This is a genomic window from Pantoea agglomerans NBRC 102470, from assembly GCF_001598475.1.
GTDB classification, from domain to species: domain Bacteria; phylum Pseudomonadota; class Gammaproteobacteria; order Enterobacterales; family Enterobacteriaceae; genus Pantoea; species Pantoea agglomerans.
In genome coordinates this window covers 36973-51334 of sequence record NZ_BCZA01000007.1, presented here as the reverse complement: position 1 = coordinate 51334, position 14362 = coordinate 36973, and the positions used below count along the sequence as shown (strand labels likewise).

Below are 14362 nucleotides of genomic sequence, written 5' to 3'. Positions count from 1 at the left end.
TTTTTTTGTACTCTCTGGCCAACGGAATCAGAACGGAATATCGTCGTCGAAATCCATTGGTGGTTCGTTGTTGTTGCTGGCCGGCGCGCTCTGTGGCTGCGGCTGCGGACGGGACTGCGCGCCACCACTGAACTGGTTATTGTTGCCCTGCGGCTGCTGCGGCTGACCCCAGCCATTGTTGTTGCCACCGCCCTGCGCGCCACCACCGGCTGGAGCGCCTGCACCGGCATTACCGCCCTGCTGACGGCCACCCAGCATCTGCATGGTACCACCAACGTTAACCACGACTTCGGTGGTGTAACGCTCCTGGCCACCCTGATCCTGCCATTTACGGGTGCGCAGCTGGCCTTCGATATAGACCTGCGATCCTTTTTTCAGGTATTCACCCGCGACTTCAGCCAGTTTGCCAAACAGCACCACACGGTGCCACTCAGTGATCTCTTTGTTTTCACCGGTCTGCTTGTCGCGCCAGCTTTCCGACGTAGCCAGCGTAATGTTGGCAACAGCGCCACCATTTGGCATATAACGTACTTCCGGATCCTGACCCAGATTCCCGACAAGAATCACTTTGTTAACGCCACGACTGGCCATGTTGCTGTCTCCCGATGAGTTAATGCATACAGTCTAATCTATCAATTCTAACACGTCCTGCGGTCTGTTTCCCACTTTCGAGCGGGGTTCCAGTTTTAATACTCTGCGCGCCAGAGGCTAAGAGTACTGGATATTTATTCAGTCTATTTTTTGTGCCATAATGACACGTTTATTCTGGCCGTGTCGGCAAGGCGCGGTGAGTGCTGCTAATCCGGGAAAGGTGAATGGATAAGATCGAAGTTCGTGGTGCCCGCACCCATAATTTGAAAAACATCAACCTGACCATCCCACGCGACAAACTCATTGTGGTAACCGGCCTGTCAGGTTCCGGTAAATCCTCACTGGCGTTTGATACGCTGTATGCGGAAGGTCAGCGCCGCTATGTGGAGTCGCTCTCTGCGTATGCGCGCCAGTTTCTTTCGTTAATGGAGAAGCCGGACGTCGATCATATCGAAGGTTTGTCGCCCGCCATTTCCATTGAACAGAAATCCACCTCGCACAACCCACGCTCGACCGTGGGAACCATCACCGAGATCCATGATTACCTGCGTCTGCTGTTTGCCCGCGTTGGCGAACCGCGCTGCCCGGATCATGATGTGCCGCTGGCGGCGCAGACCGTCAGCCAGATGGTCGATCAGGTGCTCTCCCAGCCGGAAGGCCGTCGCCTGATGCTGCTGGCGCCGGTGGTGAAAGATCGTAAGGGTGAGCACACCAAAACGCTGGAGAATCTGGCGACGCAAGGTTATATCCGTGCGCGTATTGATGGCGAAGTGTGTGACCTCTCCGATCCGCCAAAACTCGAGCTGCAGAAGAAGCACACCATTGAAGTGGTGATTGACCGCTTTAAAGTACGTGAAGATCTCGCAACCCGCCTGGCGGAATCGTTTGAGACCACGCTGGAGCTCTCCGGCGGGACGGCCATCGTGGCGGACATGGATGACAGCGCCGCAGAAGAGCTGCTCTTCTCGGCTAACTTCGCCTGCCCGATCTGTGGTTACAGCATGAGCGAGCTGGAGCCGCGCCTGTTCTCGTTTAACAACCCGGCGGGCGCCTGTCCGACCTGTGACGGCCTTGGCGTACAGCAATATTTTGACCCTGACCGCGTGGTGCAGAATCCTGAACTCTCGCTGGCGGGCGGTGCAATCCGCGGCTGGGATCGCCGCAATTTCTACTACTTCCAGATGCTGCGTTCGCTGGCGGAACACCTCGATTTTGATATCGAAGCGTCGTTCGGCAGCCTGCCAGAAAACGTACAGAAAGTGATTCTGTACGGATCAGGCAAAGAGAGCATCGAATTCAAGTACATCAACGATCGCGGCGACACCTCGGTACGCCGTCATCCGTTTGAAGGGGTGCTCAATAACATGGAGCGCCGCTACAAAGAGACCGAATCCTCAGCGGTACGCGAAGAGCTGGCGAAATTTATCAGCAACCGCGCCTGTGCCAGCTGTGAAGGAACCCGTCTGCGTCGTGAAGCGCGTCATGTCTTCGTGGAGAACACCACGCTGCCGACCATCTCTGAGATGAGCATCGGCCATGCGATGTCCTTCTTTGAAAACATGAAACTCAGCGGCCAGCGTGCGCAGATCGCCGAGAAAATTTTGAAAGAGATTGGCGATCGCCTGAGCTTCCTGGTCAACGTCGGCCTGAACTATCTTTCGATGTCGCGTTCCGCCGAGACCCTGTCCGGTGGTGAAGCACAGCGTATCCGTCTGGCCAGCCAGATCGGTGCCGGTCTGGTCGGCGTGATGTATGTGCTGGATGAGCCTTCAATCGGCCTGCACCAGCGCGACAACGAACGTCTGCTTGGCACCCTGATTCATCTGCGCGACCTCGGTAACACGGTGATCGTTGTTGAGCATGATGAAGATGCGATTCGTGCCGCTGACCATGTGATCGATATCGGTCCGGGTGCGGGCGTACATGGCGGCCAGGTGGTGGCTGAAGGCACGGTTGATCAGATCATGGCGCAGGAAGCGTCACTGACCGGCCAGTTCCTGAGCGGCAAGCGTGGCATTGCAGTGCCAGAGGAGCGCGTCAAAGGCGACCCGGCCAAAGTCCTGAAGATTACTGGCGCACGCGGCAACAACCTCAAGGATGTCACGCTGACGCTGCCGGTCGGACTGTTCACCTGTATTACCGGTGTTTCCGGCTCGGGTAAATCGACCCTGATCAACGATACGCTCTTCCCGATTGCCCAGCGGGCGCTGAACGGCGCGACCATCGCCGAACCGGCACCTTACCGTGACGTGGCGGGACTGGAGCACTTCGACAAAGTAATCGACATCGACCAGAGCCCGATTGGTCGTACACCGCGCTCCAACCCGGCCACCTACACCGGCATCTTCACCCCAGTGCGTGAACTGTTTGCGGGCGTGCCGGAAGCGCGTTCACGCGGCTACAATCCGGGCCGCTTCAGCTTTAACGTGCGTGGCGGACGCTGTGAAGCCTGTCAGGGCGATGGTGTGCTGAAAGTCGAAATGCACTTCCTGCCGGACATTTATGTGCCGTGCGATCAGTGCAAAGGCAAACGCTATAACCGTGAAACGCTGGAAGTGAAGTACAAAGGCAAGAGCATTCACGAAGTGCTGGAAATGACCATCGAAGAGGCACGTGAGTTCTTCGATGCGGTGCCGGCGCTGGCGCGTAAGCTGCAGACGCTGATCGATGTGGGTCTCACCTACATCCGCCTCGGTCAGTCCGCCACCACCCTTTCCGGCGGTGAAGCCCAGCGCGTGAAGCTGGCGCGTGAGCTGTCAAAGCGTGGCACCGGTCAGACGCTCTACATTCTGGATGAACCGACTACCGGCCTGCACTTTGCCGATATCCAGCAGCTGCTGGAAGTGCTGCATAAGCTGCGCGATCAGGGCAACACCATCGTGGTGATTGAGCACAACCTGGATGTGGTCAAAACTGCAGACTGGATTGTCGACCTGGGTCCCGAAGGCGGTAGCGGCGGCGGTGAAATCCTGGTAGCTGGTACGCCAGAAACCGTGGCGGAGTGTGAGAAATCACATACCGCGCGCTTCCTGAAGCCACTGTTACAGAAGTAATTCTGTCAGGCCCGCCGCGTGCGGGCCTTTTACTCTCCCCTGTCGATTCAGCCAGAAAATTGCAGAATCAGGCAAGATTCAGACATGTATAGGCATATACGCTTTTCCCCACGCTGACTATCCTTAAGCGGTTCCTCTTTGGCACGCCCCTGGCGTCGCCCTGTTTTCGCAGCACATCAACGCTGCTGCACTTCATCGAATAACACTCACGACACATCGAAACTGGAGACACCATGAATATTACGCATGCGTATGCTGCTCAGGATGCAAAATCCAAACTGGCACCGTTCGATTTTAAGCCGCGTGAGCTGCGCGCCCATGACGTTCAGCTTGAGGTGCTGTTCTGTGGCGTTTGCCACTCAGACCTGCATCAGGCCCGTAATGAGTGGAAAAACACCATTTTTCCCGTGGTTCCGGGCCATGAAATTGTCGGTCGCGTCACGGCCGTTGGCCCGCAGACGCAGAAATACAAAGTCGGCGATCTGGTCGGCGTAGGCTGCATGGTCGATTCGTGCCGCAGCTGTCCGAGCTGTCAGCAGGGTCTGGAGCAGTATTGTGAAAACGGCTTTGTTGGCACCTATAACGGTGAAGATCGTGAAACCGGCGCCATTACTTACGGCGGTTACTCAACGTCGATGGTGGTTGATGAGAGCTTTGTGCTGCGCATTCCCGAGAACCTCGAGCTGGCGGGCGTGGCACCGCTGCTGTGTGCCGGTATCACCACTTACTCGCCGCTGCGCCACTGGAATGTCGGCCCGGGCAAGAAAGTGGGTATTGTAGGCTTAGGCGGCCTGGGCCATATGGGCGTGAAAATCGCCCATGCCATGGGCGCACATGTGGTGCTGTTCACCACCTCGCCTTCCAAAATTGAAGATGGCAAACGTCTGGGTGCCGATGAAGTCGTGATCTCCAAAGATGCGGAGCAGATGGCGCAGCACGCCAACAGCTTCGACTTCATTCTGAATACCGTGGCCGCTCAGCACGATCTCAACCCCTTCATCACCCTGCTGAAGCTGGATGGCAACATGACGCTGGTGGGTGCACCGGAGCACGATCACCCGGCACCGCAGGTATTTAACCTGATCTTCAAGCGTCGCAGCATCGCCGGTTCACTGATTGGCGGCATCGCAGAGACCCAGGAGATGCTCGATTTCTGTGGTGAGCACGGCATTACGTCAGACATTGAACTGATCGCGATGGACCAGATCAATGAAGCCTATGAGCGCATGCTGAAAAGCGATGTGAAATACCGCTTCGTTATCGACATCAATACCCTGCGCGAGCAGCCTGCCGCGTAACCCGCTGCCTCTGAAACCCTCTTGCTCAGGTAAGAGGGTTTTTTATTGCCGTTTAGCGGGCCGTTGCAACCTGCTGGAATGAGGCATCGACCAGATAGTAGATCTGCGAATCTTTCAGCGAACCGTCCAGGAACAGCGTGCTCCAGTGTGACTTGTTCAGATGCTCGCTGGGAATAATATCGCTATGCTCTTCGCGCAGTAATTCGGCCAGCGCAGGCGTCGATTTCAGCGAGACCGCTGGCCGCCCTTTCGCCTCATGTACCATCGCAAACAGCACGCCGTTGCTTTTAATCTGCGTGGCTTTCCAGTCACTGTGGACGCTCTGCTCCGCGCCCGGCTTGCTCATGCAATAGGTCAGTAAGTCTGAGTTATTCATTACGATTCCCCTTGTAAAGTGGCGACAATCCGCCTGGCACCGCCCTCAATGCGATGCTCGCCCAGCCAGATACCCTGCCAGGTGCCCAGCACCAGACGTCCCCGCTGAACCGGTAATAACAACGAAACCCCTAAGATCGACGATTTGATGTGCGCCGGCATATCATCACGCCCTTCGTAGTCGTGCTGATAAGGCGCATTCTCCGGCACGTGCCGCATGAAATGCTGCTCCATGTCGCTGCGCACCGTCGGGTCGCAATTCTCATTTAAGGTTAACGACGCCGAAGTGTGCTGCAACAGCAGATGCAGCAGACCGGTTTTGATATCACGCAGTCCGGAGAGCGAGTTCACGATCTCATCGGTGACCAGATGAAACCCGCGCGGCTTCGCGCTCAGCGTAATAGTTTGTTGATGCCACATAGCTTATTCCTGAAACGGTTACCCCGTTTAAGTGTGCAGCATGTCGCCGAAAGGTAAACCCTGACCCATAAAAAAACCGCCAGAGAGTACCCTGACGGTTTTTTTTACAGCCTGGCGGCAGAGTTACATCACGGCGGCAAACGCTTCAGCCACCTGATGCACATTTTTGCTGTTCAGACCGGCCACACACATGCGGCCGCTGCCCACCAGATAGATGCCAAATTCGTTGCGCAGACGATCGACCTGCTGCGCACTCAGGCCGGTGTAGCTGAACATGCCACGCTGCTTCAGCAGGTAGTCGAAGTTTTTACCTGGCAGTGCAGTGCTCAGCACGTCCACCAGCGACTGACGCATGTCCAGAATGCGTAAGCGCATCGCTTCCACTTCAGCCAGCCAGCTGGCTTTCAACTCGTCATCGTTGAGTACGCGCGCGACAACCTGCGCACCGAAATTCGGCGGGCTGGAGTAGTTGCGGCGAACCGTGGCTTTTAACTGGCCCAGCACACGCGCTGACTCTTCGGCGCTGTCACAGACGATAGAGAGACCGCCCACGCGCTCGCCATAGAGCGAGAAAATTTTGGAAAAGGAGTTGCTCACCAGGGCTGGCAGGCCCGCCGCCGCGACTGCACGCAGCGCATAGGCATCCTGCTGCATGCCGGCACCAAAGCCCTGATAGGCGATATCCAGGAATGGAATCAGCTGCTGTGCTTTCAGCACCTCAACGGTCTGATCCCACTGCGCATCGGTCAGGTCAGCACCGGTCGGGTTATGACAGCAGGGATGCAGCAGCACGACGCTCTGCGCTGGCAGGGTTTTCAGGGTGCTGATAAAGGCATCAAACCGCACGCCGTGGGTCTCTGCGTCATACCAGGGATAGGTATTTACCTCAAAACCTGCACCATTAAAAATCGCGACGTGGTTTTCCCAGGTCGGATCGCTCACCCAGACCGCAGACTGCGGGAAGTAGCGCTTAAGGAAATCCGCGCCCACTTTCAGCGCGCCAGAACCGCCCAGCGTCTGAATAGAGGCGATACGGCCCGCGTTTAACACCGGATGATCGGCACCAAACAGCAGCGGTGCAATCGCACTACGGTAGCTGTTCAGCCCTTCCATTGGCAGATAGAGCGATGCCTGATGCGGCTCAGCATAGATCTGCTCTTCGGCAGCGGCTACAGCCTTCAGCTGCGGGATGATGCCCTTTTCGTCGTAATAGAGGCCGATACTCAGGTTAACTTTGTGTTCGCGTGGGTCTTGTTTGAAGGCTTCCATCAACGACAGAATCGGATCGCCAGCATAGGCATCAACGTTTTGAAACACGGTGTAGGTCTCCATGATTGGTCCAGAGGGAAGATGCGGATTAAACCCGATAGCGTCCCGGACGGTGGTTCATTGCAATAATCAGATTCAGGATCACCGCACCCGCAATCGACGCGAGCAGGATGGGGCCACTCACCACAAAGAGTGACGCCAGCACGACGCAGGTATCGACCACCATTTGCAGTTTCCCCGCGCGGATCCCAAAGCGATCCTGTAGCCACAGCGCCAGAATATTGATGCCGCCCAGGCTCGCCTTATGACGAAATAACACTATAAACCCGATTCCCATGATGACGTTACCGAACAGTGTCGCATAGAAGGGGTTAAGGTCAGAAAAGTGGACGAACAGCGGGTGCAGCTGGGTGAACAGCGACACCAGACCGACGGCGCAGAAGGTTTTCAGCGTAAATTCCCAGCCCATGCGTTTTACCGCCAGCCAGTAAAAAGGGATGTTGATCAGGAAGAACGCGCTGCCGAACGAAAGCGGCGACAGGTAGCTGATCAGAAAGGCGATGCCTGCGGTGCTGCCGGTCAGCGCTCCCGCCTGTTTCAGCATAATGACGCCGAACGAGACCATCAGGGTGCCAAGCACCATCGCCAGCGCATCTTCAATGCGCGAATGTGGGACGCGGGAGGGTTCTGCGATGTTATCCATGGGGTTTTCTCAGTGCAAATGATGCGGTTTCGATGCAAAAAACGCACCATCGCCACAGCACTGAACTGCTGTAAACCGGGTGCCAGCGATATCCCATTGATATCTAAGGCGCTTTAAAAAAGAACTTTGTGCATAAATTCCGGCTGATACCGTCAACCTATGCGTTAAAGTCCGACTCTATGCGCGCTCTTCGCATTAATTGCCGCAAGTGTGCACCAAAAGCGCACAGCGCGCACCTTTTTAGCGCGTCTTCTGCTCAGGCAGCATCATCAGCCCGTTCTCTTTCATGCGTCCCAGCACTACCGAGGTTTTCACATGGGAAACGCTCTGGTGGCCCGCGACTAACTGGCTGATTAACGCACTAAGGGAATTGAGATCGGCCACCGCCACTTTAAGCAGATAGTCCGCATCGCCGGTGGTTTTATAGGCATCCACGATCGCCTGTTCCTGCTCCACCATCCGGTGAAAGCTCTCAACATATTCTGCGGTGTGGTTAATTAAACGCACCTCAATCAATCCCACCATCCCAAGCCCGATGGCATCGGGCGACAGCCGGGCATGATAACCCAGGATCAGATTAGCCTGTTCCAGATTGATACGACGGCGGGAACATTGTGAGGCAGAAAGGCCGACCAGATCGCTGAGTTCCTGATTGGTCAGACGGCCGTTGGATTGTAATAAAGTCAGGATTTTAAGGTCGTAATCGTCTACGTGAGTCATTCCGTTTCCACAGCGTGATGGGCGTCGCTTTGTTACAGATAACCCGATAACCCGAGAGGTTGTCCAACACTATTTTGTGATGATGGGGGCTGTCATGCACAGATCGTGCATGACAGCACAAACCGGGGATTATTCGTCGTCGTATTGCGGGCCAGCGTAGTTGTCGAAGCGTGACCACTGACCGTTAAAGGTCAGGCGTACCGTACCGATCGGGCCGTTACGCTGTTTACCCAGAATGATCTCCGCGATCCCTTTAAGATCGCTGTTTTCGTGGTAAACCTCATCGCGATAGATAAACATGATCAAATCCGCATCCTGCTCGATCGAGCCCGATTCACGCAGATCCGAGTTGACCGGACGTTTATCGGCTCGCTGCTCCAGCGAGCGGTTAAGCTGCGACAGCGCTACAACCGGCACGTTCAGCTCTTTGGCCAGCGCTTTCAGCGAGCGGGAGATCTCAGCAATTTCCAGCGTACGGTTGTCCGACAGCGACGGCACGCGCATCAGCTGCAGATAGTCGATCATGATCATGCTTAATCCACCGTTTTCACGGTAGATGCGTCGGGCGCGTGAACGCACTTCGGTGGGCGTCAGGCCGGAAGAGTCATCAATGTACATGTTCTTCTTCTCCAGCAGGATGCCCATGGTGCCGGAAATACGCGCCCAGTCCTCATCATCCAGCTGCCCGGTACGGATGCGGGTCTGATCGACGCGGGAGAGTGACGCCAGCATACGCATCATGATCTGCTCGCTGGGCATCTCCAGACTGAAGATCAGCACCGGTTTTTCCTGCAGCATGGCGGCGTTTTCGCACAGGTTCATCGCAAAGGTGGTTTTACCCATCGAAGGACGTGCTGCAACAATAATCAGATCAGAACCCTGCAGGCCCGCGGTCTTTTTATTCAGATCCTGATAGCCGGTATCGACGCCGGTGACGCCATCGTGCGGTGTCTGATAGAGCGATTCGATACGGGAAACGGTCGATTCCAGAATCTGCTCGATGTTTTTCGGGCCAGCATCCTTATCCGCGCGCGCTTCCGCAATTTTAAAGACGTTCGACTCCGCGAAGTCGAGCAGCTCTTCGCTGTTACGCCCCTGCGGATCATAACCGGCATCGGCAATCTGGTTAGCGACGGCGATCATCTCACGCACCACCGCACGTTCGCGCACGATGTCAGCATAGGCGCCGATGTTCGCCGCGCTCGGGGTGTTTTTCGCCAGTTCCGCCAGATAGGCGAAGCCGCCCGCCATCTCCAGCTCGCCACGGGTTTCCAGCGATTCGGAGAGCGTAATCAGGTCAATGGGCTTGCTGTTTTCCAGCAGCCGCTGCATCTCTGAAAAAATCAGCCGATGCGAGCGGTTGAAAAAGTCATTCGCGACGACGCGCTCAGAGACATTGTCCCAGCGCTCGTTATCCAGCATTAACCCACCGAGCACCGACTGCTCCGCTTCCAGCGAATGCGGGGGCATTTTCACGCCTGCGAGCTGGCGATCCTGCGTTTCGTTCGATTTGTTGGTGGGTTTATTTCCTGCCATAGTGAATGCATTACCGATCTTCTGTGGGGACGCGCAAGTATACCTTAGTTGGGGTGCGTGCCTCACCCTCATGATGAAACAATCACAGGAGTCAGAATGGCAAAGCGTATTCAGTTCAGCGCACATGGCGGCCCGGACGTTTTAGAGTGGACAGATTTTGAACCTGCTGACCCGGCCGAACATGAAGTGCAGGTAGAACATCGCGCTATCGGGATTAATTACATCGATACCTATGTTCGCAGCGGGCTTTATCCGGTCGCCGCTTTTCCCTCTGGCCTGGGTACAGAAGCCGCAGGCGTGGTGTCGCGGGTTGGACGTGGCGTGACATTATTTAAGCCCGGCGATCGCGTGGTCTACTGTCTGGCGTCGATGGGGGCCTATAGCGAAGTGCACAACGTGGCGGAAGATCGCCTGATGCATCTCCCGGAGGCGATCAGCTTTGAGCAGGGCGCAGCCAGCTACCTGAAAGGGCTGACCACACAATATCTGCTGCGCCAGACCTATAAAATCAGCGCTGGTGAGACCTTCCTGTTTCATGCCGCAGCGGGCGGCGTCGGGTTAATTGCCTGTCAGTGGGCAAAAGCGCTGGGTGCCCATTTGATTGGAACGGTTGGGTCAGCAGAAAAGGCAGCGATGGCGAAGAAGGCCGGCGCCTGGGCGACGATTAACTACCGCGAAGAGAATATTGCGCAACGCGTCAGCGAACTGACCGACGGGAAAAAAGTGGGCGTAGTTTATGACTCCGTGGGCAAAGATACCTGGGAAGCATCGCTGGACTCATTGCGCCGTCATGGGCTGATGGTCAGTTTTGGCAATGCTTCGGGTCCGGTGACCGGGATTGATCTCGGCATTCTGAATAAGAAAGGCTCGCTGTTTGTGACCCGCCCTTCACTGTTTGGCTATATCACCAACCGCCAGGAGCTGGAAACCGCCAGTGCCGAGCTTTTCTCGCTGCTGGCGAGTGGCGCAATTAAAGTTGATGTGCCGGAGCAGCAGAAGTTTGCGCTGAAAGAGGCCAGCAAAGCGCACCAGATGCTGGAGAGCCGCGCCACGCAGGGATCCTGTCTCTTAATTCCATAGTAGTGAGCAACAAAAAGGGCCTCCCGCGGGAAGCCCTTCTCTTTTTTTATTTTTTGTTCGCGCTGGTGTAGGGACAGCGGCGATGAATTCGTGTCGAGTCGATGGCACATCGATTTGACGACAGGCATCCTGCCAGAAAACATAAGTAAAAAATATGTTTAATTGCAAATCAGCCCTGACCAATCTCTCACACTGTGATCTTCACCGCATTTAGCGCCAGCCTTTGCGGTCTAACCTGTTGATCTTACGCCGCAGCTTACGACGTGCTCGCTCATCGCTGTCGCCAAAAAAGGCACGATGCAGCCAGACCGCAATCACCGCCAGCACCAGCCACGGCAACACTTTAATAACAATTGCAAACAGTCCACCGACAAACATCACGATGGTTGCGACCACCAGTGCCGCCAGCACGCCTAACAGCGAAACGCCGGTCAGCAACAGCATCAGGAAAAACCCTAATACGAATAAAATTTCCACGTCAGCGCTCCTTTTTGATTCCGATTGTTATAGTTATTACAAAAAACGTGCCAATAGTTAACTCATTGATTTTCTGCTGATAAGAGATATACAGAAGAGCGCAACCTGGTGAGAAAAACCACATAGTGGCGTAAAAAAAACCAGCATTCAGAGCTGGTTTTTTCGGGTTCAGATGAGGCGTCAGGCTTCCTGCGGGATTTTATCGGCGACCAGCGCCAGCGCCGCTTCCAGCACACGAACATCGGCACCGGGTTTGTGGGCATTTTCACTCAGGTGGCGTCGCCACTGGCGGGCGCCCGGAATTCCCTGGAACAGACCCAGCATATGGCGCGTGACATGTCCCAGATACGTCCCCTTTGCCAGTTCCGCTTCAATATAGGGATACATGGCGCGCACCACTTCAACCGGGTTCGCCGCCGGATGCTGACGACCAAACAATGTCTGATCGACCTGCGCCAGAATGCCGGGGTTTTGGTAGGCTTCACGTCCCATCATCACGCCGTCAAGGTGTTGCAGATGGGTCAGTACCTCTTCCAGCGTTTTCACGCCGCCATTGAGGGCAATGGTCAGTTGCGGAAAATCGCGTTTCAGCTGATAGACGCGGGGATAATCCAGCGGTGGAATCTCGCGGTTCTCTTTCGGGCTGAGGCCGGAGAGCCAGGCTTTACGCGCATGAATGATAAATGTCTCACACTCACCGCGTCCCGCCACCGTGCCGATAAAATCGGTCAGGAATTCATAGCTGTCCAGCTCATCGATACCAATGCGGGTTTTCACCGTGACCGGAATTGAAACCACGTCGCGCATCGCTTTAACGGCATCTGCGACCAGATTCGCCTCGGCCATCAGGCAGGCGCCGAAACGGCCATTCTGCACCCGATCAGAGGGACAGCCGACATTAAGATTCACTTCATCGTAGCCGCGCTGCTCTGCCAGCTTCGCGCACTGCGCCAGTGCCGCCGGATCGCTACCGCCAAGCTGCAACGCGACCGGATGCTCAGCCTCACTGTAAGCCAGGTAATCCCCTTTGCCATGAATGATTGCGCCCGTGGTCACCATTTCGGTGTAGAGCAGCGTGTCACCGGTCAGCTGGCGATGAAAATAGCGACAGTGACGATCGGTCCAGTCGAGCATAGGGGCGATAGAGAAACGTTGCGAAGAGAAATTAGGCATGAAGCGCAGACAATCCGGTAATTAAGGGGTGATGGAATTCTGTGCAAGGATAACACAAGGGCGGGCGATAGTGCATCGCCCGCCCCCGAACAGTCTGATTAACGCGCTTAGAAGTTAAAGCCCAGCTGCATCATCGCGCCCCAGGTGTTGTTAGCACCTACAGAGCCCGCCAGATCCAGATGTACGGCTTTGTTAAACGGTGACAGACCAAAACCGGCCGTAGCGACATTTTCGTCGTTAGAACGCATGTCCGCACGATAACCTGCACGCAGCTGCAGCCAGTCAAGTACGCGGTATTCCGCGCCCACTGCCGCATACTGGCTGTTATCCTGAGTTTTGAAGCGTTTGGTTTCAGTCAGATCCACATCGCCCGTCACGGTAAACGGACCTTTATCCCAGGCCAGACCGGTGGTGACCAGCGGGCGGATCTGGTAGGTGTCGCGGAAACCATTGACCTCTTTGGTCTGCAGATCGCGTGAAACCAGGTTCTGTCCGGTTACACCCAGCGTCCAGTTTTCAGCAAAGGTGGTCGCCAGGCCGGCATCAACGTTAAAGCCGGTGTCAGTGCTGCGATACTGGCTGTTATTGATGTCACTTTTGTCGTAGTTGTAAATGCTGGCGGTGTAGTTATAGAGCCAGGTTTTCTGCACTTTCGGTGTGACGCCTACCGATACTGGCTGACCAGCGATGGTGAACTCATGCGCCACCGCAACACCATAATCGGTGACCAGCGCCGCTAAGCCATTCGCGCTGGAGCGCAGGTTATTTTGATCGCCAGGACGAGGAAGCACTGTGCCGTTAGCCACACCGCGCAGATAGTCGATATCGCTCTGGACCACATTGGCACGCACGTGTGCTGAGCCATAGGCTTTGGTGATAAAGGCGAAAGGCAGCGTCTCGTCAGGGATAGTGACGGCCAGGGCAACCCCGGCGTTACCGTCCGCTTTGTTGCCGCGTAAATCATTTAGCTGGTTGGCGACATCGCCTGAGGCGGCGCGCACTTCAGGATAGCCACGCAGATAATCAGCGAAGGTTAAATTACTGAGCACGTCGCGGTAGCGATCAACGGTATCGGTGATGTCATCCACTTTGTCGATCAGATGATCTTTGTCGGTCACCTGAATACCGGCTGAAGGGAAAATAATGCTGACGCTATCGTCGGGTTTGGCGCGCGTCATTAATGCCGGGTTCGCCAGCACTGCGGAGCCATAAAGAGAAGATGCTACGCCGGTGCCGCCCATGGCGTCATTACGTGCATCATACCAGGTCCCTGCCGCCATGGCGGAAGAAGAAAGGAAAAGCGCGGTCGTTACAGCTGTGTAGATTAGCGCTGAACGTTGAGCGGATTTTTTCACCATTTGCCTGCCATCACCTGAGAAATTGTCATTGAAACATTCAATGACTGAATAGTTTGTTAGCCCTATTGTGAACCCTGGCTAACGCGTTATTGCTGTGAATTCAAAGGAAACAGTGTCTTAATTCAAAGGATTGGACGTTTTCCAATCAAAAAACCGTTGTAATTGTTCAAACTGCATTGGGATATTTCAAATAATGCCAGACTTTTCTTAAGTCTTTCTGAACATTACTTCTTAACTCAGTGAGATGCAAAGCAAAATGCCAACAAATTCCGCTTCAGGTGGATTCAGAATGGATCTGATTTGTCGTCA

At 55.3% G+C, this 14362-nt stretch carries 13 protein-coding genes; 3 read left to right on the top strand and 10 right to left on the bottom strand.

The window, feature by feature from the left end; genetic code table 11:
* Positions 1 to 27: 27 nt before the first annotated feature.
* The gene (gene ssb1 / locus PAG01S_RS15160; protein WP_010252180.1) at positions 28 to 591 is read right to left on the bottom strand and encodes a single-stranded DNA-binding protein SSB1; all 564 of its coding nucleotides are present in this window, start codon (positions 589 to 591) and stop codon (positions 28 to 30) included.
* Between the two features lie 224 nt (positions 592 to 815).
* Between ssb1 and uvrA the strand changes: the two genes are divergently transcribed.
* Both uvrA and PAG01S_RS15150 read left to right on the top strand, forming a co-directional pair.
* Positions 816 to 3644, top strand: coding sequence for an excinuclease ABC subunit UvrA (uvrA, locus tag PAG01S_RS15155; protein ID WP_010252182.1), 2829 nt, complete (start codon positions 816 to 818; stop codon positions 3642 to 3644).
* 233 nt (positions 3645 to 3877) lie between these two features.
* Positions 3878 to 4942 (top strand): NAD(P)-dependent alcohol dehydrogenase, encoded by a 1065-nt coding sequence (locus tag PAG01S_RS15150; protein ID WP_010252184.1) that lies wholly within the window; start codon positions 3878 to 3880, stop codon positions 4940 to 4942.
* Positions 4943 to 4994: 52 nt separating this feature from the next.
* On the opposite strand, the gene PAG01S_RS15145 is transcribed toward PAG01S_RS15150, so the two are convergent.
* From PAG01S_RS15145 to dnaB, 6 genes are all read right to left on the bottom strand, one after another.
* Positions 4995 to 5318 carry an MmcQ/YjbR family DNA-binding protein gene (locus PAG01S_RS15145; RefSeq protein ID WP_010252186.1) on the bottom strand — a complete coding sequence of 108 codons (324 nt, stop codon included), beginning with the start codon at positions 5316 to 5318 and terminating at the stop codon, positions 4995 to 4997.
* Complete coding sequence (locus PAG01S_RS15140) at positions 5318 to 5737, bottom strand: secondary thiamine-phosphate synthase enzyme YjbQ (RefSeq protein ID WP_010252188.1); 420 nt, start codon at positions 5735 to 5737, stop codon at positions 5318 to 5320. Before PAG01S_RS15140 ends, PAG01S_RS15145 begins: the two co-directional genes overlap by 1 nt.
* 123 nt (positions 5738 to 5860) lie before the next feature.
* Positions 5861 to 7054, bottom strand: a complete 1194-nt coding sequence (locus PAG01S_RS15135; RefSeq protein WP_010252191.1) for an amino acid aminotransferase — start codon at positions 7052 to 7054, stop codon at positions 5861 to 5863.
* Positions 7055 to 7094: 40 nt separating this feature from the next.
* Positions 7095 to 7709, bottom strand: a complete 615-nt coding sequence (locus tag PAG01S_RS15130) for a YitT family protein (protein WP_010672216.1) — start codon at positions 7707 to 7709, stop codon at positions 7095 to 7097.
* Between the two features lie 240 nt (positions 7710 to 7949).
* Positions 7950 to 8429, bottom strand: coding sequence for an Lrp/AsnC family transcriptional regulator (locus PAG01S_RS15125; RefSeq protein ID WP_010252196.1), 480 nt, complete (start codon positions 8427 to 8429; stop codon positions 7950 to 7952).
* A gap of 129 nt (positions 8430 to 8558) precedes the next feature.
* The gene (dnaB, locus tag PAG01S_RS15120; RefSeq protein WP_010252197.1) at positions 8559 to 9965 is read right to left on the bottom strand and encodes a replicative DNA helicase; all 1407 of its coding nucleotides are present in this window, start codon (positions 9963 to 9965) and stop codon (positions 8559 to 8561) included.
* 96 nt (positions 9966 to 10061) lie between these two features.
* Here dnaB and PAG01S_RS15115 point away from each other — a divergent pair, with 96 nt between their 5' ends.
* On the top strand, positions 10062 to 11045 hold the full coding sequence (locus tag PAG01S_RS15115; protein ID WP_010252198.1) for a quinone oxidoreductase: 984 nt from the start codon (positions 10062 to 10064) through the stop codon (positions 11043 to 11045).
* Positions 11046 to 11255: 210 nt separating this feature from the next.
* Here PAG01S_RS15115 and pspG read toward each other — a convergent pair whose 3' ends face one another.
* The 3 genes from pspG to PAG01S_RS15100 form a co-directional block, all read right to left on the bottom strand.
* Positions 11256 to 11522: an envelope stress response protein PspG gene (gene pspG, locus PAG01S_RS15110; protein ID WP_010252199.1), complete on the bottom strand. Its 267-nt coding sequence runs from the start codon at positions 11520 to 11522 to the stop codon at positions 11256 to 11258.
* Between the two features lie 180 nt (positions 11523 to 11702).
* Entirely contained in the window at positions 11703 to 12695 is a 993-nt protein-coding gene (gene dusA / locus PAG01S_RS15105; protein ID WP_033770835.1) for a tRNA dihydrouridine(20/20a) synthase DusA, read from the bottom strand.
* Between the two features lie 107 nt (positions 12696 to 12802).
* A complete protein-coding gene (locus PAG01S_RS15100; RefSeq protein WP_062759336.1) occupies positions 12803 to 14053 on the bottom strand; it encodes a conjugal transfer protein TraF in 1251 nt (416 codons plus the stop codon).
* Positions 14054 to 14362: the final 309 nt, after the last annotated feature.

Bases quoted from the DNA above. Each gene is read 5' to 3' on its own strand.
- PAG01S_RS15150 (WP_010252184.1), top strand. From the start codon at position 3,878: ATGAATATTACGCATGCGTATGCTGCTCAGGATGCAAAATCCAAACTG.
- PAG01S_RS15115 (WP_010252198.1), top strand. From the start codon at position 10,062: ATGGCAAAGCGTATTCAGTTCAGCGCACATGGCGGCCCGGACGTTTTA.
- dnaB (WP_010252197.1), bottom strand. From the start codon at position 9,965: ATGGCAGGAAATAAACCCACCAACAAATCGAACGAAACGCAGGATCGC.
- uvrA (WP_010252182.1), top strand. From the start codon at position 816: ATGGATAAGATCGAAGTTCGTGGTGCCCGCACCCATAATTTGAAAAAC.
- PAG01S_RS15130 (WP_010672216.1), bottom strand. From the start codon at position 7,709: ATGGATAACATCGCAGAACCCTCCCGCGTCCCACATTCGCGCATTGAA.
- ssb1 (WP_010252180.1), bottom strand. From the start codon at position 591: ATGGCCAGTCGTGGCGTTAACAAAGTGATTCTTGTCGGGAATCTGGGT.
- dusA (WP_033770835.1), bottom strand. From the start codon at position 12,695: ATGCCTAATTTCTCTTCGCAACGTTTCTCTATCGCCCCTATGCTCGAC.
- PAG01S_RS15140 (WP_010252188.1), bottom strand. From the start codon at position 5,737: ATGTGGCATCAACAAACTATTACGCTGAGCGCGAAGCCGCGCGGGTTT.
- PAG01S_RS15100 (WP_062759336.1), bottom strand. From the start codon at position 14,053: ATGGTGAAAAAATCCGCTCAACGTTCAGCGCTAATCTACACAGCTGTA.
- PAG01S_RS15125 (WP_010252196.1), bottom strand. From the start codon at position 8,429: ATGACTCACGTAGACGATTACGACCTTAAAATCCTGACTTTATTACAA.
- PAG01S_RS15145 (WP_010252186.1), bottom strand. From the start codon at position 5,318: ATGAATAACTCAGACTTACTGACCTATTGCATGAGCAAGCCGGGCGCG.